The sequence below is a fragment of the Paenibacillus sp. FSL F4-0236 genome (assembly GCF_038000135.1).
GTDB lineage: Bacteria > Bacillota > Bacilli > Paenibacillales > Paenibacillaceae > Paenibacillus_AQ.
In genome coordinates, this window is sequence record NZ_JBBOBK010000001.1 from 5,844,009 (window position 1) to 5,864,184 (window position 20,176).

Below are 20,176 nucleotides of genomic sequence, written 5' to 3' on the forward strand. Positions count from 1 at the left end.
CTCTGCCCATGTGCAGAGGACTCAGGATAGGTCTACCCATTTAACTCCATAGAAGCCAATAAACCAACTGCTGCTCGTAAGGGATTAGGTTATCATTTCCCTACGCCCCAGCCGTTGTTTAATTCGATATATCTATGGAAGACCCTAATGTCGTAATGGAGATTTCTCCTTACACATTTGTTCTGACGTCCTCTAACGAACCGTAAGCACAGGCAGATGTCCTGTGTTTTTTTGCGTTTACTATTTACTATTGGAGGATGAATAAATATATGGAACAACTACGAGAAAAAGCTATTATAGTCGGTGTTCAGCTACAAAACGAAACAAACTTCGATTATTCGATGGAAGAACTCACTAATCTGGCAGCTGCCTGTGACCTAGAAGTTGTCGGAGAACTTAGTCAGAAGGCAAGCCGGATCAACCCTTCCCACTATATCGGCACAGGCAAAATCCAAGAATTATCTGCGCTCTTAGAAGCGCATGATGCTCCTATTGTTATTTTTAATGATGAGCTGTCTCCTTCACAGATTCGCAATTTGGAGTCTTCTCTAGGCCGTCAGGTCATTGATCGAACGATTCTGATCTTGAATATTTTCGCAGAAAGAGCGAAGACCAAAGAAGCACAGCTGCAAGTAGAAGTAGCCAAGCTGCAGTATATGCTGCCCCGCCTGACAGGTCTCCGAGAATCCCTCGGAAGACAAGGCGGTGGTGCTGGGCTGAAGAACAGAGGCGCTGGTGAAACGAAGCTGGAGCTGGATCGCAGAAGAATAGAAGAACGTATTTCAGCGTTACAAGTTGAGCTTCAACAGCAAGTAGCAAGGCGCCAAATTCAGCGGAAGCAGCGGCATAAGAATGAGGTTCCGGTCGTCTGTCTCGTCGGCTATACGAATACCGGCAAGTCCAGCTTAATGAATGTGATCGTGGAGACGTATCATCCCGGCTCTAATAAGCAAGTGTTCGCCAAGGATATGTTATTCGCTACGCTGGAGACATCCGTTCGGAGCATTGAGCTACCGGATCACAAAACCTTTTTATTAACAGATACCGTTGGATTCGTCAGCCAGCTTCCCCATCATCTGGTCAAAGCCTTCCGCTCCACGCTCGAAGAGGTGACCGAAGCTGACTTATTGATTCACGTAGTCGATATTTCCGATCCGCAGCATGAGCAGCATATGGCCGTCACTGATGAGACTTTGAAAGCGCTCGGCGCGGACCAAATTCCAACGGTTTATGCCTACAACAAGGCTGACCTAACTGACTTGCCTTACCCTCACCTTGAGGGTGACAATGTCTATCTCTCTGCCAAACAAAATAGCGGGATAGCTGAACTTACAGATCTGATTCGCAGCCATGTGTTTACGGATTATGTACAGTGTGAAATTCTGATTCCATTTGATCGCGGCAATGTGGTCTCCTATTTCAACGAGCATGCCCATGTTCAATCCACTAGCTATGAAGAAACAGGCACACGGCTTGCGCTAGAATGTAGAAAATCTGATTTCGAGAAATTCCGCAACGACTTTGTTGAGCTTTAGGCTATTAGACACAGCAAAGGGGCTGTCCCATAAGTCATAAATGACTCAGGGACAGCCCCTTCTTTTTCTTATTGGTGGAGCTGAATCCGGTTAACTACCCAAAACATTTCACTTAGTGTGCAAGTAATTTATCCAACAAACGAATGATCATCGCAACCGACTCCGCACGGGATGCAGCATCATTTGGTTTGAACAATTCGTTGCCTTTACCAGTTACTATGCCAGCAGTTGCAAAAGCATTAATTTGTTCTGAAGCCCAGTTCGTAGCTACATCCAAAAATAGATTGGATGCGTTAGGAACATAGTTTGTCAGCCGAGCAAGCATTGCAACGATCTCAGCGCGGGAAATTTCTTGATTCGGATGGAAAGAGCCATCACTATAACCCGTAATTACCCCTTTAGCTTGTAATGCTGCAATCGATTCTGAAGCCCAATGCCCTTGCGTGTCAGAGAAAGATGAACCGCTTGAATTCGGTAGACCAAAAGCTTTTGCTACCATTGTGGCGAACTCGGCGCGAGTTACCTTTTGATTCGGATGGTAAGAACCATCACTATAACCCGTTACAATCCCCATCTTAGCTGCACGCTCCACTACAGAGGCACTCCACGAAGATGCCGGAACATCCGTAAAGTTTATAGCGGGAGCAGACTTCTCTTTTTCCACGATAGCTTTAACTGCATCTACATTTACCTTGTCGTTGAATACCGGCTTCGACGCTGTTGGCTTCGATGTCGATATTGGCGGTGTTGGCATCGCTGTTGGCTTTGGTGTTGGTGGTGTTAGCGTTGCTGCTGGTGTCGGTGTTGATGTTGGTGGTGTTAGCGTTGCTGTTGGTGTCGGCGTTGGTGCTGGTGTTGGTGTTGGTGTTGGTGTTGGTGTTGGTGTTGGTGTTGGTGTTGGTGTTGGTGTTGGTGTCTCAGTTTCCTCTGCTTTCTTGACAGAAAACTCATCGATTAATGCACCCGCACTTGTACGTGCCTCCACATGAATCGCATCCTCAGTAATTTTAATAGCGGAGTATACAGGAACGTCTTCATCAAAAATATAATTCAAATAATTATATTGGGTGCCATCATAGAATTTCCAGCCTGAAGCACCACCATCAAGGTATACAGTTCCCTCATTGGTAGCTTTATTTGGCTTTCCATCCATCATTGGATAGGTGCGCGCATATACATGATCATGACCAACCAGAACCAAATCGACTTTTTTCTTTTCTAATATGGGTGCAAAATAGGTTTGGGTGTACTCAACAAGGGATTCTCGGCCATTCTCTGTATGATAAGCTGGACGGTGGAACATAACGACAGTCCATTTTTTATCATTCTGATCCAAATCGTCCTTTAACCATGCTGCTTGATCAACCATCTGTTCCTCTGTGCCTTCTGAGTTCAATACGACAAAATGAGTATCATCGACTTCATAGGAGTAAGCATATTGCAGTTGGGATTCTGGTCCGTTTTCCGGGAAATTCGCACCTTTGGTGAACACATCCTTCCCTTCACTCTTCACATCATGGTTGCCCAGTGTTAGTGCAGTCGGGAGTTTTGTTGCATAAACAGAAGATGCTAGCCAGAACTTTTGCCATTCTTCGAATGCGCCGCCCACATCAACCATATCTCCACCATGCATAATAAACTGTGTTGATGGATATTGTGTCAAAGCGTTAGTCATTAGCTCTTGATAGATTTGTAATCCTGGTAGTTGATTCGTATGGGAATCCGTAATAAACAAGAATGAGGTCGGTGTTGATTTATCCTGATCGACAGTAGAATATTCATGCCACTCCGACCATTGGTCTTCATAGCCTACACGATATTTGTAAGTGGTATCTGCTTTCAAGCCCTTAACCAGGACATTATGAAACCGGATTTCACCCTTCGTTCCATTTTCCTTCATACTAAGCACCTGCAGCTCACTCTCAGCTTGCTGCTGCTTTACTTTATTGTTGTCTGGGCTTGCACCTGCTCCCCATTCACCAGTTTCGATGTATTGAATATACGTAGAGGTTTGATCTGGTTTTGTTTGCCAGGCAGCACTCAGTTGTGAAGACATATCCTCTGCGACATAGGTTTGAATATATTGCGGTTCATTCATACCATACTGCTCTACAACTTCATAATTGACAACCTTACTGTTCTGATCACCGATGACTGCTTGTATCTGATAGGTTCCAAGTGCCAATGTAGTGAGGTCTGTTATTAACTGTCCTTTAGCATCTGTTTTACCAAGGCTGCCGCTCAATAACTGACTACTAACATCAGCTTCAGAGATATAACCTGTTGTTTGTCCGTCTGCGAGAATAACCTCGTAAAATCCATTCTTAGCTGCTGTTGAAGCATAGTAACGTTCACCATCATTTGCAACCATGATTACATTAGAAGATGTATCATCATCCTCATATACACTAGACGTAACAGTGTTAACTGTAGCGACTGAGCTTTGCTTTAATAATCCAGTGAAAACAATATCCGCACCTTCAAACGGCTTGCCTCCATGGTCTAACACTGTAAAGGTAGAAGGTGTACCCAAACCAACTCCCGTCATTTTCAGCTGATAGGGGAAACCGATTGTATAATGAATAGGCGCAGCTAATGGTGTACTCGTCTGAACGCCGCCAGCAGTAAGACTCGCATTACTCATTGTTATGGTTTTATACGCCTCGCCACGCTCTAAGACGGCATGAGAGCTCACTCTGAAGTTAACAGTAACGACATTTTGAGCTGCTGCTATTACGTTATCAAGTGCTACTTGAACCATGCCGTGCTCATTATCAATATCTGAGGTTAGGGAGACTCCAGCCGCCTGAGTAATGCTTTCAACTTGAAGGGTGCTTGCATCATAATTTAAGCTGAATTTTGCCTGCTCTGCTTTCAAGTAATCTTTAATATTAATATGAACAGGATAGATTTCATTACTTATGGCTTCTTCGTCTGCAGTCATGAACAAACGCTCTCCTGCATTTATTGTGAAGGTGAGTTTTTTTGCTGCCGGGTTACCATTCTTGTCCTTCACTTCAATCACAAGCTCATGATAACCGCCATCTACATATTCTCCTGGGTAAGTTAATACATTTGTATCTGGAGAATAGTGCACTTCATCCGTGATATCCGTTCCATCTAACTGAACAGATAAGGTACCCAAATCCAGACCTGATCCGTTATCGGTCAGCTCAACCTTCAATTCATCAAGTGGAGTGTTTAAGACTTCATTTTCAACAGGGGCTTTAGGTTTAATGGCAGGAATGTCCTTATCCTCATCAACTTCATCATAGATAAAGGTAATATCATCTACCCAAATAGAGCCCTTGTTTTTCTTGCTCATATTCGATTGTTTCAATTGGAAAAACAATTCAAGAACAATCGGACCCGGTTTACCCTGCGGAATATCTGCCTCGATATATTTCCAGCCGGACCAGTTGATACCCACTTGATTTACATCATAAAATTCTGCCTGGAAAGAAGATCCGCCTATATCTCTAAATTTTGTCGTCAGCAAATGTCCTTCATTGTTTGCATAAACCCACATGCCTACTTTAGTAGGGTAACCTGTAACTGGGATATTTCCCGTTTTATACCCGACTTCAATTTGAGAGGGGTTATCTACTATGCCGATCATATCGTAATCAATTCTAGCCGAATATTGCCCATTTCTTACAAGCTTCTTGTTATCTTCCAAATGCAGCGTAGCATTATACATACGTTTAGGATTAAATTTCACATCATTGATTCCATCTTCAAAATCTTCGACCAGGATGGATGGCGTAGTATCATCTGCTGCGTAGACATAATTATTTTGACTAAAGCCTGTATTAAACCCTCCTCCTAGCAACGTTATCGCTGATGCAATCACTATTGTCTTACGTAATGTATTCATGCGCTTATCCTTCCCCCTTGTTAGTAAAGCATTGATCAATGAGTACTATAACAGTTCAATGTAAAATTAAACCTTTGCTATTATTAAAGATTTAAATTGTATGCATGACGTAATATGCAAGAGTCACAAAGAGGTGCAATACAGCTGCTCAAGCTTTAATGACTACGAACTAGAACTATTGAATCCACACGAAAAAAAGACACCCTAGATGGTGTCTTTACTGAAACTACGTATGACGGATAAACGGATGGTGAAGTGATTCCAGAACACCACCTCGTTCGTGTTATGAACAACTGAAGAATAACCGGGGCTGTTTCTTTTGTAGAACATCTACTTATGAGACAGCCCCTTTTTTTCAGGAAGATTACTCTTCTTGGGACCCTCTTAGCTGTTAAATCTTATAAATGTAACTTCTAGTCCCAATTCTTGAAAAGACAGTGCACTCAGAGCCTCTATTTTCCGCTCCGGGTAAGACAGAACCTGTAGATAGTCGCTGTAAATAATTAAAATCAGGATGTATCGACTCATTCGTAAGAAAAGCTGAGGTATTGCTTCCGGGCGATCTTTCCTCATTAAGTGAGGCTATGATGACTTCTGCAGTGGTTATCCCAATGCCGTGGCCATAATACAGGTCTTCTTCAAGCTTAACAGCATTCTCACCCTGCCACTCTGGCTTGCTAGGCGCATGATCTGGATTCCTGAAATACACAATATCTCCCCGCAGCATCTGATCCTTATTATAGTTCGTAACTAAGCGCAGATTCTCGTCGTAGTTCCAATCCCATAAGAATAAATCCTTAAAATACCTATTAAAGGCTTCTTCACCTATAGCTTCAATTGTCGCCCTGTACATAACAATGACCATCGCTGTCGCGCATTCGAAGGCATATAAATGTCCGTTCTGAAAAATGTCTTTAATCCCCACCGAAGGCGCCACACCAGCGTTCAGCTGTAGTCCTCCAATATCTGTACGCGTCCAAAACTGCGGGTTGCAGCGCGACTCATCAAATGTTGCAAAATCCGCTCCACTGTTATTTAAAGCTTCCGCCGATTCCACGATGCTGTCTCTCATTTTCCGTTCAAAGTCAAGGGCATCGGGTGAACGAACTTCCTTCACCATGCTTAGTCCCTCCAATATTATAGGTTCTAAATATAGGTTATTGTACGTGTTCGCTGCCCAGTTGGTGCTTAATTCATTTTATTCCCCTGACTCAACAAACCACTGATTGAGCTGCCTGGTCTCTTCCGTCAAAATATCCAAATATAAAGAAGTGCGGTATCCCGTGTCCTTTAAGCTTTTCCCCGTAATCTCTGCTATGCGATTTAATCTGTACAGCAATGTGTTGGTATGAATATGTAAAAAAGCGGCGGATTCCTTCAAGTTTCCACTGAGTGATAAATAAACGGCAATGGTTTTTAGAAAATCACTTTTATGCTCGCGATCATGCTCTTTTAGGGGATACAGTAAAGGACTTTTACGGGTCCGACTACGTTTTTGCTCTATAATAGCCGGAACATACGCCCAAAATCCAATATCCTCATACAATAGTAACTCTCGGCCATGAAAAGGCAGCAGCTTCTTGACTTCCAGAATGGAACCCGCTTCCCAGTACGCAATGGCTGCCGACATATATTCAGTGTAATCCAGGCTACAGCCTGCAGCCAGCATACAGCTCTCACTCTTACGCATATCCTCTATAATTTTGTGCATGAACGAATACAGACCACCCGTACCTTCCATGCGAAAGCTGAATGAAAACAATATAATTAACCGATTGTGTTCAGCAGTCAGAAACAATAATTTCAGCCCCGGATAGGAGGTCATAGTTTGCCGAAACCGAAGTACGAAGTGGTCATTGATGACCTTGTCACTCTCAAACACGCTAATATAATATTTGTCCGGCAAAAGAATCGACCAAACTTCCGCGTCCTGCTTGATATTCGCTTCATTGTCATAATGGGAGGTAAGCAGCTTCCAGAAAAAATCCTCCTGCGTTTTCTCCTGCTTCGTCTTCCAACCCCGTTGCTTCAATATATAACGACCAACGATGGCCGCCGCTTTCTCTACAATATTCTCTGCGTGTCCTTCAACTAGATTGCCTGCATCCACTACCCATATGTACCCGAGTATTTCCTTCTGATGTTTGATGCAAATAGCGAGTCGGGGGCCAAGACCTACCTCCATGACCGCAGGAATCCGAATCGGACGTGTAGCGCTCTCAAGCTGCTGCATAATCCCCTTCTTGCGTAAGCCAATAATGACAGCGTTAGGTACACGCTTTCCAATAATGGTCGAAATTCTCGCGGAATCACTCTCAAATTGATGGGAGCTGTATCCGATCACATGGTGATTGCTGTCCTCAATCGTAACTTGGGATTGAAGAGATTCACTAATCGCATCCGCCAACGATTCCATACTATCGAAGAAACGATCAAACAATGGATCCTTTTCCGTCACTAGCCCCACCCCTGCCTGAAAAAATAGCCGAACCTTGTACTCTAGAGTGATTTTATTATAGTATGCGTGCTCCCAGCTGACTATAAGATAATGGGATGGGGCGAGATGGCGGGACCTTGAGATCGCCGGGTGGAGGAGTTACGAGGTTATAGAGTTGCGTGGGGGCGGAGTTGCTGAGTTACGGGTTACGTTGGTTACAGGGTTGCGGGTTTGCATGGGACGGAGTTGCAGGTTACGTTGCTGCGGATTACGGGAAGCGAGGTGACGGAGTGGCGCGACAACACTTAAACCGCTACTTGATAGAGCCCCTTTAGAGTTTTTAGGGAATTCCTCCCTAAAATTCTGTATTTTAGGCTTGGTTTACTACTAATCAGGGAAAAACTCCCTAATATTCAACCGATCAGGTTATTATTGGGCATATTCTTCGTATTTTTAGGGAGAAATTCCCTAATTATAGCGTTTCAAGCTATTTTCGCGTAATTTTTAGGGAGGATTTCCCTAAAAATCATCACCAACACACATCCACCCGATCCAACCATCTTCATAACGCAGTCCTACAACCTTTAATACCGAACTAGTAGACTTCTACTGGATCTAGCCACACTGAAGCCGATTCTAGCTACCTCCTGGATCGAACTAGCAAACTTCTACCGGATCTCCCCCACATCGAAAGGAGCCAAAAATATTACTCCCAGAAACAACAAACAGCAAACTCCCATAGCGGGAATTCGCTGTCTATTGTCCCTAAATATCACCACTCACTTGGAACGCATCTATTCATCTCAATTTAGCTCTATTTAGCTCATCGTGAACGTCTGCTCCATAGCTTGTTCTACCGTAAAATGTTTCTCGCCAAGTGCTTCAGCCACGGCTTGGCAGGTGATTTTACCGTTGGCGACATTTACGCCGCTTCTTAGGCCGGCATTATCCTGAATCGCCTTAATCACGCCTTTATTGGCAATTTGCAGGGCGTATGGAACGGTGACATTGGTTAAAGCGATCGTCGAAGTTTTGGCCACAGCGCCCGGCATATTAGCAACAGAATAATGCAGCACGCCGTGCTTGATAAATACAGGATTATCATGTGTTGTCACTCTGTCGATCGTCTCTACGATACCACCTTGGTCAATGGCCACATCGACAATCACTGATCCCGGCTTCATGGTCTTGACCATTTCTTCTGTAACCAGCTTCGGTGCTTTCGCACCCGGAATCAACACCGCACCTACCAGCAGATCTGCCTCAGCTACCACTTTGGCAATATTGTAAGGGTTAGAGATCAGCGTATTGATCTGTGCCCCAAAAATATCATCTAATTGACGCAATCTTTCTGCACTGAGGTCAACAATTGTAACATCAGCACCCAAACCGATAGCCATTTTTGCAGCGTTTGTACCTACTACTCCACCGCCGATGATGCTAACTTTGCCACGACTAACCCCGGGAACACCGGAGAGAAGAATCCCTTGTCCGCCATAGTTTTTTTGCAAGAACTGAGCGCCAAGCTGAACAGACATCCGGCCCGCCACTTCACTCATCGGTGTTAATAACGGCAAGGTACGTTCATGAACAACTGTCTCATACCCGATGGCAAAGACACCCTTGTCTTTGAGCGCAGCGGCCAGAGAAGGTTCAGGCGCAAGATGCAGATACGTGAACAAAATAAGGCCTGGACGGAAATAAGGGTACTCGCCTTCGAGCGGTTCTTTCACTTTCATCACCATTTCGGCAGAGCTCCAGACCGTAGCTGCGTCCTGAATCAGCTTCGCTCCGGCAGAAGCATACTCTTCGTTCGGAAATCCACTTCCCACACCAGCCCCAGCTTCCACCAGCACTTGATGTCCTTCTTTAATAAGGCTAACTACACCCGCAGGCGTTATGGCTACACGATTCTCATTATTTTTAATTTCTTTAGGCACTCCGATAATCATCATTCATCTCTCCCGTCTAATGTAGATCCCTTATGTAAAGAATGATAACATACGTTTAGTATTCCCAATTTGGTAAAAAATTAAAATATTATCTATCATCATTGTGTTTTTACACAAAGGATTCGACTTAAACCGCCCAGTAACTTTATGTCATTTGGTACCCAACACAACCCTAATCATTATCTCATAAAAAAAGACACTGCTTAAAGTGTCTTTTTGACGATTTTGTATGAAATTAAAGCACTACTTCCATAATAGAATGTTAAGTTTAGTGACGCGTATTACTTTGACAGTAATAACAACACCGTTTCTAGGATTACATTTACCCCTTTTTCACAGTCTTCATAGGAGGTAAACTCCTCTTCACAATGACTTTTTCCCTTCACACTAGGTACAAACACCATCGCGGATGGCAGAAAGCTGGCTACGAACTGAGCATCATGCCCTGCGCCACTTGCGATCTTCCGTTTAGAATAACCCAAGGCTTGTGCCGCTTGCTCCACTAAATCACATATCCCCGGGTCAAACCAAACAGTCTCTCTGCCCCAAAGCTTGGTCTTACTTACTCCGCAGTCCAGTAGCATCTCCGGCAAGCTATGAATAATAGCTTCCACCTCACGGACAATCTCCATATCTTTATGTCTAGCCTCAATGGTGAAGATCACTTTATTAGGAATGACGGTATGAATATTAGGAAACACATTCATTCTGCCCATGGTATACACCAGTTCAGAATCGAGTCCACTAAGCTTGTTTCTAAGCTCCGTGATCAAATCCGTGGCAGCGAACAAGGCATCCTTGCGCATTGCCATAGGCGTGGTGCCCGCATGATCCGATTCCCCCGTCACCTCAATCTCATAACAGGCCATGCCAACTACACAGTCCACCAGACCAATCGACAGTTCTTCTTGTTCTAGCACGGGACCTTGCTCGATGTGAAGCTCCAAATAAGCAGTGGCTTCGGTAATACGATTGCTCGCGTCTCCCTCATATCCACTCTCCTCCAGCGCTTCGCCAAAGGTAATGCCCTCCGGATCTTTTTTATTCAACATTTCTGCCTTGTCGAACTTACCGGCCAGCACACCAGAAGCCATCATCGAAGGCTCAAAGCGAGCCCCTTCTTCATTTGTGAAATTCATAATGGTCACCGATAGCTTCGGTTTTATCCCGTGATCCACGAGTGTGCGAACTACCTCTAGTCCAGCGATTACCCCAAGGATACCATCGAATCTGCCGCCTTTTTTCACAGTATCCATATGCGAACCAATCACAATAGGAGGCCCAGACTCTACACCCGCAAGCGTAGCGTACATCGTGCCCATATCATCCACCTTCACAGACATCCCCAATTCTTCACAACAGGATCGAAAATAATCCCGAACCTTAAGATCCTCTTCCGTCAGCGATAACCGGGTCACGCCGTTGTTATCTGTACGCCCATAATCCGCAAATGCCTCAATCGTATTCTTTAATCTCTCACCGTTCACGAATATTTTTTGCAGCTGCATCGTAGGTCCCTCCGCTTCGAGCGTTCATGATTTTATAGACTTTCTATATATGTTATACCAATCGATATGATTGTCATTTTACATACTGTAATAATTATTATTCACGTGATGTTACAACGAATTAGAGGTAGCAATAAGTAAACTAAAGTAGTATATACAATCTTTTGATACGAAGGGTAAGCTTAAGATAGCTATTTATCCAGTTCTACCAAGGAAAGGAGCCAGCACATGAATCTAAGCATTGTGGTCCCTGTATACAATATTGAACATTATATAACCCCTATGTTTGATTCACTCCTTACCCAAAGTGAACCGCATTTCGAGGTCATTATCGTGGACGACGGATCTACAGATAACACCTACAACGTGATAGCAAATATTCTCGCACTTCACCCCGATCTTTCTTGCAAAGTCATTCGAACAGAGAATCAGGGAGTTAGTGTGGCTAGAAATAGAGGCTTAACAGAAGCTACAGGGAAATATGTGCTGTTTCTGGATGGTGATGATTATATCTCTACAGACTTAGTACGAACCATTCATACCTATACTCAACCATCTGACCCCGAGATTATTTGCTGGGGATATAGCCATGTCACAGAGGATGGAGTCACTACTTTGAGCTACACCTCCGCTTATAGCAACATAACAGGCAGTGAAGCGCTGACTCATATTTTTGTGAACAAAAGCTTGCGAATATGGACAGGGAGCATAGCGTATAACCGGGAATTATTGCTCCTTCATGGGCTCCAATATACGGAACGCTGTGTGAATGGAGAAGATCAGGAATTTATCTACAAAGCCTTATCCAGAGCCGCTACAGTCATCACATTGCCGGATATATTATCGTTTTATTTACAAAGAAACACGTCGATTTCCAACAGCTATAATGTGAAAAAATTTGATGTCGTTGGTGTATTCAAACGGTTAGATGCTTATTTCGAGGCCCATCCCTTTGAGAAGTTGGATATGATATCTCCTTATATAAGAAATCGCGAATTGATCGAGAATTACTTTTTCAACCTAAAAACCTGTCTAAATGGGACAGAAGGCGTAAGCATTCATAAGTTACTTCGCGACATCGATCATACCTATCCGGAACTAAACCAAGAAATGTATGAACTCATAAGACGTTATAGAGGGAATGATCGAAGATTAGCCCTTTATATCCGAGCATTCTTAATCTCCCCGCTTCTATATCACAGATTCATTTCTGTGGAGAGAAGCTTATCCAGGTTCAAGCGAAAGGAATCTAGAATATGAAGAAGATGCTGATCTATGCCTATACCGAATTTAATTTGGGCGATGATTTATTCATAAAGGTGCTATGTGAAAGGTATCCGGATACCGAATTCAGAATCTGTGCTCCACGCCTATACAAGCTATGCTTCAAAGAGATCAGGAACCTCAAAGTGTATCCTTCCGATTCCATTTTCTTAAGAGGCATTGCCTTTATTTGCAGAAGGTTAAAGATACATAATCTGGCGCAAAAATTCATGGCAAATCGTTCCGATGGTGTTGTTCATATCGGCGGCTCGATCTTTATGCAGGCAGAGCATTGGGAGGAGCATTTTAAGAACGCAGAAGCCATCCGGAATAAGAACAAGCCCTACTATTTATTAGGATCGAATTTCGGCCCTTACACAGATAAAGAATATTATGAGGAACACAGGCGGGTTTTTAAGGACTATACAGATATCTGCTTTAGAGAAAAGTACTCTTATGATTTATTTGAGGATCTGGATCACGTCCGTTTAGCACCCGATATTATTTTTCAGCTTAACCCGTCAGATCTTCAAACCGAACCAGAGGATTATATCGTCTTATCCGTCATTAAGCCTTCTGCTAAAGGTCTGAACGGTTTTGACAACCTCTATTATGAAAAAATGAAAGAACTCGCAATTTATTTCATTGAAAAAGGCTACGCTGTTCATTTTATGTCATTTTGTGAACACGAAGGCGATCAGCTGGCGATTGAGGAAATCCGGAATCTTATGGGCCACTCCTATGAGGATGCCACCCAAGTGCATTTATATAAAACGAATATGGAAGAGGTCTTGGCCGTTCTAGCCCATTCCAGCTTTATCGTAGCTTCAAGATTCCATGCGATGATCCTCGGCTGGGTTTTGGGTAAACCAGTGTTTCCCGTCGCTTACAGCAAAAAAATGATCAATGTAATGGAAGATGCCCAGTTCAAAGGGCTATATACCGATTTCACTACACTGGAGCAGCTCCAGCCTACGCAGGTTTTTGAAAGTATGACCACTCACTATATGGATGTCACGCCGCAAGTCAAACATGCCGAAAGGCATTTCGAGCATCTGGATACGTATTTATCGCTTTACGAAAGGAGGATACGTTATGAGAGCCAAGCGGAGCATTCTTAACTTATCTTTTGGACTCGGGAGCCAGCTCATCACGATCATCCTCGGTTTTTTTATCCCCCGGCTGATTATGGTCAACTATGGCTCAGAGGCCAATGGTTTAATCGCTTCTATTGTACAAATTATTAGTTATTTGGCACTGCTGGAAGCCGGCGTAGGCGCCGCTTCGATCCAAGCCCTATATAAGCCAGTAGCTTCGGATGATAAGAACCACATCAACTCTATTTTGGCCGCCACCTCTAGCTATTATAAAAAAACAGGCATTTATTATTTCTTCGCCGTTCTTCTAATCGCCACCGTGTATCCATTAGTGATCACTTCTGACATCGATCGATTATCGATTATGCTCATTATTTTACTTACAGGGATGGGCGGAGCGATCAATTATTATTTTCAAGGGAAATTCAAAGTGCTTCTCGCTGCAGAGGGAAAAAGCTATGTAGAGACTTCTATAGTCACCGTAGCTAATATTCTGAACAATGTAATTCGGATTCTGTTATTACTTCAAGGCGTTAACATCATTGCTGTGCAAGCTTCCTACTTCATACTGACCATACTTCAAATCGTCGTCTTCTATATTTACATCAATAAGCATTACAAATGGATCAACCTAAATCTTAAACCAGACTATGAAGCCATTGGTCAAAAAAATTCTGTCTTAGTCCATGAGATCTCCTACTTAGTGTTTAGAAATACTGACGTGCTAATCCTGACTATATTTACGAACTTAAAGATCGTCAGCATTTATGTCATGTACAACATGATTTTTACGATTGTAGATAACATCGTCCAAACCATAAACGGAAGCGTGAAGGCTGCTCTCGGTCAGAGCTTTCATGAGAGTAAAGAAGCCTTTATTAAATTTTATGATGCTTACGAAGTGTATTTTATGGGGCTCATTTTCTCGATTCTAACGGTAGCTTACATTCTAATTCTACCTTTTATGAAACTGTATACCGCTGGGGTAAATGACGTGAATTATATCGATATGTGGCTGCCGATCCTGTTCGTAGTCATCAAATTATTAACCAATGCCAGAGCTTCTTCTAATAATGTGATTACGATCGCCGGACACTTTAAGAACACACAGAACCGTTCCATACTAGAATCCGCTATCAATCTAGTCGCTTCTATTGTCTTCGTTATCTTTATGGGGATTTACGGTGTATTGATGGGGACGATAGCCGCTCTCTTATACCGCTCCATAGATATCGTGATCTACGCTAGCAGACATCTGCTGAATCGGAGTCCTTGGGTCACCTTTAAAAGATGGCTAACGAATGCAGTGGTTTTTGTGGGTATTATTCTGATCTCTAGCGCTATCAATATCCCCATCCATTCCTATGCGGGAATTATGTTGTGGGGTGCACTGCTAGGACTTGTGATCTTGCCTGTCTATTTCGTAATCGCCTCCTTGATGGAACGGGAAGTATTCCTGTATACGTGGGGGCATCTCAAAATATACCGAACTAAGCTCAAAAATAAGGTTATTGCTAGACCTGAGGTAAGTAGTTTATCCAAATAACACATTAGGAGGACCCAAATGGATCATAGCGAGGTTTTACAGCAAGCCTGTTACGTCTTTCTAAATGACCTTAATGATGAAATCAACCATTCATCTGCCCTTCAATTGAATGATCAAGAGATATTCCAACGATGCCGCCTGATCATAGCTAAAGAACAAAATCCGCAAGTTAAAACCTATCTAGAAATCTTATCTGAGGTGATCCGTGCTTATCTCACAGGCAGAGCTTCAGAAGATGCATTAAGGTTCTATCTGTCAGAGCAATTCAGTATTGTGAACGAAGAAATTGACGGGTTAATCCATGGGATCGTTGCAATCAAACATCAGTCCTCCCATACGGATACTTCACACTCAGCAATCCTTTCCTTTGCCGATTATCCCAAGGTTAGTGTCATTATCACTACTTACAATAGAAAGGCATTTCTATATCAAGCGATCCAAAGCATCTTAAAGCAAGACTATCCTTATATAGAGATCACAGTTATTGATGATTGCTCTACAGATGGCACGGAAGAGTTAATGCATCAAAGCTTCGGAAGCGAGTCACGGGTAATCTATATGCGGAACGAAAAGAATAGCGGACCGGGAAATAATCGCCGTAAGGCTTTTGCTGCTCATGGTCATGGGGAATATGTTCTTTTTCTCGATGATGATGACTATCTGATTGACATGAATTATTTAAGTAAGGCTGTGGACTTTCACAATCACCATCCCGAAATAGCATTTGTGGCTGCTAATGTGTTTCTTGAATTTTCAAAGGCCAAGCAACTGAAGATCAGTAGCCTACAGCTAAGCAGGATTATTAAGAAGCAGGATTATTTCATGAATTTCGAGAAAAAAGGATATCCGAAGCCCTCCTCCACCTTAACAACTGTCTTTAAGCGTGAGGCTTTAATGGCTATGGATATCCTGAATATGAACATGGTTAACGATGCTTCTATTTATCTGCGTTCCTTGTTGGTCGGTGATGCTGGCTTCATAGATACCCTTGCCGGTGTGTACAGATTACACGGGGACAACATTACTTTTAATTTGAGTCAGCGATTCTTAATTGAGAATCTGGAGGAGAAGCTGTTAATTAAGAATATGGCCGTTCAGAAATATGGCTATCACGAGCAGGAAATGACGGAATGGTTTAACCATAATGCATATGATACGATCTCATACTATTTATTAAATTCTGCGAAAGACGCCACAGACTTTAAATTCATGTATCATTGGGCCCTTAACCATTGCCCGCCGATCTACAATCAATTAAGAAATGAATTCCGTACAAAGCTTATTAAAAAACAATTATTACGGATCTCGTTACTTCGAACGCTGCTCGGAAGATGATTCACGCATTAGCTTATCGAGCAGCAGTAAGAATCCTTTTACCTCTTCTTTAGGAATGTCGGCGTACTTGTCTCCAATACTGATCTCACAATAAGAACTATGTTCTCCCGTTGGTCTTATCGCTGCGCTTAAACCGATTCCTGTTGCCTCATATGCAGAAGACAGGATCGGTTCAATGCTCTCCCTAGACATTTGAAAATGCATATGAAACATGTTGGAGACAGGCTCAGCAGGTAACGTAGTCACCGCATGACATTGATTAACTAAAGCAGCAAGCTCTTTAGCCCCTTCATAATACTGCTGCATCTTATCTACTCTTTGCTGGTAGTAATAATCAGAGGAAATAATGTATGGATACAGACTGATTAGGTCGCCACCATGCCGCCGTTTCCATATCTTCGATTGCTTCGTAAACTCCTCACCGCCTGCTAGAATCGCGCCAGCAATTCCTCCGATTCCTTTATACAGTGAGATATAGACACTATCAAAGAGGGCGCAGATCTCAGCAGCTGTCTTTCCATAATAGGGAAGCGTCTCAAGCAATCTTGCGCCATCCAAATGCAGCTTAATTCCACGAGCACGGCAATGTGCAGAAATCGCTTCAAGCTCCTGATACTCTGGTAACTGTCCGCCAATCTCACGCTGTGGCAATTCAAGCAGCAGACAAGCAATATCATCCTTCATTTGTAATACATCATCCAAGGTAATTAGTCGATTCTTATCCGCAAGTAGGACAGGCTCGATATGATGCAATTCCTTCAACCCATCCTGCTCATGGATCTCTAAATGACATAAAGGGTGATAGGCGACGCTCTTGAGTCCTTTTTCATCACACCATATTCTTAAAGCGATTTGCTGTGCCATCGTTCCACTCGGAAAGAAGACTGCTGTTTCTTTTCCCAAAAGCTTCGCCATTTCCGACTGGAAATCCTCAATCACCTTTCCCGATCCATAAATATCAGATGGTGTACTATTCTCTACAGCTTCAAAGGCTTCCTTCAAGACTTGAACATCTCGATCCCCATGTCCTACGATTCGATAAGTCGTTTCATTAAACGCCTCTTGCACTGATTTTTTTCCGTTCATTGGTAGAATTGCCCCTTCCGTGTTTGCCTTGTCCCTAATATAGACGAATTTCAAAAAATCCCATCTTAATTTTACCCGATCTAAGGTGAAAAAACATGAGCGCTGTGCTACAATATTGGAATTGCAACGGCAATCTTAGGGAGGGTTATTGAATCACATGCTCATCATTGGTATCGCCGGCGGCACCGGCTCGGGAAAAACAACCGTAGCCCGCTCCGTCATTGACCGTCTTGGAACGGGAAAGGTAACTTTCATATCTCAAGATAACTACTATAAAGATCATTCACACCTCAGCTTCGCTGAACGTGAATCCATCAATTACGATCATCCTTTCGCTTTCGATAACGAGCTGCTTATTGAGCATCTTAAATGTCTGCGAGAAGATAGGGCCGCATATGCACCGGTGTATGACTTCACAGTTCATGCCCGCTCCACTACGGAGACTGTAGAACTGAAACCCAACAATATTGTAATCATCGAGGGACTCCATGTTCTATCCGACGAGAACCTCCGCGATATGCTTGATATCAAAGTCTTTGTTGATGCTGATCCTGATGTACGCATCCTCCGCCGGGTACTCCGCGATATCGAGGAACGTGGTCGGAGCATTCAATCGATCCATCACCAATATTTGAGCACGGTTAAACCGATGCACGAAGCTTTTATTGAGCCATCCAAAAAATACGCCGATTTGATCATCCCTGAAGGTGGCCATAATGAGGTCGGTATCCAGTTGTTGTCCATCCTAACTGAGAAACATTTATATAACGACTGGACGTCCTAAAGTTCTTAAATACCTAGTTCTAACCCTAGCTGTCGAGATTCTCTCGACGGCTTTTTTGCATGTTCATCCCCAAACCTGCAGTTGACTATTCAAAGAATAATCCCACCGCATTTTGGTAATAGCTAATTTCACAGCAGCTTGCGGAAGAGGGATAACAACTATGGGATTTCTAAACAGAACAATAACTAAAATATTCAAAAACCCTACATTAGGGCACCCCAACCCCACTAGAGAATTACCTAAAGAACCTCTCAAAGAAAACCTTCAAGATAATATTGAACATATAAAAAAGACGCTCGGCAATAGCACAGACCTTGTGGTCAGAGATTTCTTCATTGGCTCCAAACATAAGATTAAAGCCGCTATTTTCTATACGGATGGACTTGCTGACAGTAAAGCTATTCAGGATTTCATTCTGGAGTCTCTTGTCTTAGAAATTCCAGATTTGAGCTTAGTACCTGAGAATGACAACTATTCCTTATTAAAAAATCACATGCTTACCGTAGGTGATATCAAAGATGCGACCGAGTTCCATTCTTTGTTAACCTCCTTATTATCCGGAGATGTGATCCTTTTACTAGATGGATACGCTAAGGGTTTCACGATTGGCATGCGTGGATGGAAAGATCGAGGTGTATCAGAAAGTGCCACCGAAACGGTGATCCGCGGACCTAAGGAAGCCTTCACAGAAAGCTTGCGTACCAACACTGCATTAATCCGGCGGAAAATAAAAGATCCAAATCTGTGGTTAGAAACACAACAAATCGGACGTATGACCCAAACCGATGTATCCATTATGTATATCAAAGGAATTGTAGATGATGGGATTGTACAAGAAGTACATACACGTTTAGATCGAATCGACATCGATGGCATCTTGGAGAGTGGTTATATCGAGGAATTAATCGAGGATGAAACCTATACTCCATTTCCAACGATCCATCATACCGAACGACCTGATGTTATTGCAGCTGCGCTAATGGAAGGAAAAGTAGCTATTTTAGTAGATGGAACGCCTATAGTCATGACGGTTCCTACTACATTCGTTTCCTTCATGCAGACCGCTGAGGATTACTACCAACGTGCAGATGTTGGTACCTTAGTTCGGATGCTCCGTTATTTCTGTATATTCATTTCTCTTCTAGCCCCATCCTTATATGTAGCTATTACTACTTTTCATCAAGAGATGTTGCCTACAACCCTACTTATTAGCTTAGCTGCTCAACGGGAAGGCGTACCGCTTCCAGCATTTATTGAAGCCCTCTTAATGGAGCTTGCTTTTGAGATTCTAAGAGAAGCTAGTGTACGCATGCCCCAAACCATAGCCCAATCTGTCTCTATAGTAGGAACGCTAGTCATTGGAACAGCTGCAGTAGATGCTGGCATTGTTTCTGCCGCCATGCTCATTGTCGTTGCTGTTACGGCGATCTCCAGCTTTGTTCTGCCGGCCTTTGATCTCGCCTTGACGGTCAGAATGCTTCGTTTCCCAATGATGTTTCTAGCGGCTTCCTTTGGATTGTTCGGTATCATCATTGGTGTTATCGCAATAGTGCTTCACATGTGTAGCTTGCGCTCCTTTGGAGTTCCTTATATGAGCCCGTTTGCTCCGTTTAATCTTGCTGATCAAAAGGACACCTTTTTCCGAATGCCCCGTTGGGCTATGTTTACCCGCCCTAAGCTGATCAATCAAAAAAATATGGTTCGGGTAAAGAGTACACCACCGGAAAAACCGGGAGATCTAACGGAGGAATAAACT

13 protein-coding genes are annotated in these 20,176 nt (G+C 43.2%); 7 read left to right on the forward strand and 6 right to left on the reverse strand.

Annotated elements, in window-relative coordinates; translation table 11 throughout:
- The first annotated feature begins 269 nt into the window (after positions 1-269).
- Complete coding sequence (gene hflX / locus NSQ29_RS26045) at positions 270-1,535, forward strand: GTPase HflX (RefSeq protein ID WP_076299935.1); 1,266 nt, start codon at positions 270-272, stop codon at positions 1,533-1,535.
- Between the two features lie 112 nt (positions 1,536-1,647).
- Here the strand turns inward: hflX and NSQ29_RS26050 are convergent, their stop codons facing one another.
- The 5 genes from NSQ29_RS26050 to NSQ29_RS26070 all read right to left on the reverse strand — a co-directional run bounded on the left by NSQ29_RS26050 (position 1,648) and on the right by NSQ29_RS26070 (position 11,309).
- Positions 1,648-5,412 carry an S-layer homology domain-containing protein gene (locus tag NSQ29_RS26050; protein ID WP_341126443.1) on the reverse strand — a complete coding sequence of 1,255 codons (3,765 nt, stop codon included), beginning with the start codon at positions 5,410-5,412 and terminating at the stop codon, positions 1,648-1,650.
- 391 nt (positions 5,413-5,803) lie between these two features.
- Entirely contained in the window at positions 5,804-6,532 is a 729-nt protein-coding gene (locus tag NSQ29_RS26055; RefSeq protein ID WP_339244344.1) for a protein-glutamine gamma-glutamyltransferase, read from the reverse strand.
- Between the two features lie 78 nt (positions 6,533-6,610).
- Complete coding sequence (locus NSQ29_RS26060) at positions 6,611-7,870, reverse strand: PucR family transcriptional regulator (RefSeq protein ID WP_341126444.1); 1,260 nt, start codon at positions 7,868-7,870, stop codon at positions 6,611-6,613.
- A gap of 797 nt (positions 7,871-8,667) precedes the next feature.
- On the reverse strand, positions 8,668-9,801 hold the full coding sequence (ald, locus tag NSQ29_RS26065) for an alanine dehydrogenase (protein WP_341126818.1): 1,134 nt from the start codon (positions 9,799-9,801) through the stop codon (positions 8,668-8,670).
- A 281-nt stretch (positions 9,802-10,082) separates the two neighbouring features.
- Positions 10,083-11,309, reverse strand: a complete 1,227-nt coding sequence (locus tag NSQ29_RS26070; RefSeq protein WP_341126445.1) for a Zn-dependent hydrolase — start codon at positions 11,307-11,309, stop codon at positions 10,083-10,085.
- Between the two features lie 228 nt (positions 11,310-11,537).
- On the opposite strand from NSQ29_RS26070, the gene NSQ29_RS26075 reads away from it, so the two are divergent.
- The 4 genes from NSQ29_RS26075 to NSQ29_RS26090 are packed head-to-tail and all read left to right on the forward strand — an operon-like array spanning position 11,538 to position 16,550.
- On the forward strand, positions 11,538-12,569 hold the full coding sequence (locus tag NSQ29_RS26075) for a glycosyltransferase family 2 protein (RefSeq protein WP_341126446.1): 1,032 nt from the start codon (positions 11,538-11,540) through the stop codon (positions 12,567-12,569).
- Positions 12,566-13,693, forward strand: a complete 1,128-nt coding sequence (locus NSQ29_RS26080) for a polysaccharide pyruvyl transferase family protein (protein WP_341126447.1) — start codon at positions 12,566-12,568, stop codon at positions 13,691-13,693. The genes NSQ29_RS26075 and NSQ29_RS26080 overlap by 4 nt, the downstream gene beginning before the upstream one ends.
- Positions 13,668-15,215, forward strand: coding sequence for a sugar isomerase (locus tag NSQ29_RS26085; RefSeq protein ID WP_341126448.1), 1,548 nt, complete (start codon positions 13,668-13,670; stop codon positions 15,213-15,215). Before NSQ29_RS26080 ends, NSQ29_RS26085 begins: the two co-directional genes overlap by 26 nt.
- An 18-nt stretch (positions 15,216-15,233) precedes the next feature.
- Entirely contained in the window at positions 15,234-16,550 is a 1,317-nt protein-coding gene (locus tag NSQ29_RS26090) for a glycosyltransferase family A protein (RefSeq protein WP_341126449.1), read from the forward strand.
- Here the strand turns inward: NSQ29_RS26090 and NSQ29_RS26095 are convergent.
- Positions 16,524-17,636: a threonine aldolase family protein gene (locus NSQ29_RS26095; protein WP_341126450.1), complete on the reverse strand. Its 1,113-nt coding sequence runs from the start codon at positions 17,634-17,636 to the stop codon at positions 16,524-16,526. The two genes, NSQ29_RS26090 and NSQ29_RS26095, sit on opposite strands and share 27 nt — an antisense overlap.
- A 157-nt stretch (positions 17,637-17,793) precedes the next feature.
- On the opposite strand from NSQ29_RS26095, the gene udk reads away from it, so the two are divergent.
- Both udk and NSQ29_RS26105 read left to right on the forward strand, forming a co-directional pair.
- Positions 17,794-18,420 (forward strand): uridine kinase, encoded by a 627-nt coding sequence (gene udk / locus NSQ29_RS26100; protein ID WP_042123429.1) that lies wholly within the window; start codon positions 17,794-17,796, stop codon positions 18,418-18,420.
- A 160-nt stretch (positions 18,421-18,580) separates the two neighbouring features.
- Positions 18,581-20,173 (forward strand): spore germination protein, encoded by a 1,593-nt coding sequence (locus tag NSQ29_RS26105; protein WP_339268235.1) that lies wholly within the window; start codon positions 18,581-18,583, stop codon positions 20,171-20,173.
- Positions 20,174-20,176 lie beyond the last annotated feature (3 nt).

Coding starts and splice junctions, on each gene's coding strand:
- NSQ29_RS26080 (WP_341126447.1), top strand. CDS start 12,566: ATGAAGAAGATGCTGATCTATGCCTATACCGAATTTAATTTGGGCGAT.
- NSQ29_RS26095 (WP_341126450.1), bottom strand. CDS start 17,636: ATGAACGGAAAAAAATCAGTGCAAGAGGCGTTTAATGAAACGACTTAT.
- NSQ29_RS26105 (WP_339268235.1), top strand. CDS start 18,581: ATGGGATTTCTAAACAGAACAATAACTAAAATATTCAAAAACCCTACA.
- NSQ29_RS26055 (WP_339244344.1), bottom strand. CDS start 6,532: ATGGTGAAGGAAGTTCGTTCACCCGATGCCCTTGACTTTGAACGGAAA.
- ald (WP_341126818.1), bottom strand. CDS start 9,801: ATGATTATCGGAGTGCCTAAAGAAATTAAAAATAATGAGAATCGTGTA.
- NSQ29_RS26090 (WP_341126449.1), top strand. CDS start 15,234: ATGGATCATAGCGAGGTTTTACAGCAAGCCTGTTACGTCTTTCTAAAT.
- NSQ29_RS26075 (WP_341126446.1), top strand. CDS start 11,538: ATGAATCTAAGCATTGTGGTCCCTGTATACAATATTGAACATTATATA.
- NSQ29_RS26050 (WP_341126443.1), bottom strand. CDS start 5,412: ATGAATACATTACGTAAGACAATAGTGATTGCATCAGCGATAACGTTG.
- NSQ29_RS26085 (WP_341126448.1), top strand. CDS start 13,668: ATGAGAGCCAAGCGGAGCATTCTTAACTTATCTTTTGGACTCGGGAGC.
- udk (WP_042123429.1), top strand. CDS start 17,794: ATGCTCATCATTGGTATCGCCGGCGGCACCGGCTCGGGAAAAACAACC.
- NSQ29_RS26070 (WP_341126445.1), bottom strand. CDS start 11,309: ATGCAGCTGCAAAAAATATTCGTGAACGGTGAGAGATTAAAGAATACG.
- hflX (WP_076299935.1), top strand. CDS start 270: ATGGAACAACTACGAGAAAAAGCTATTATAGTCGGTGTTCAGCTACAA.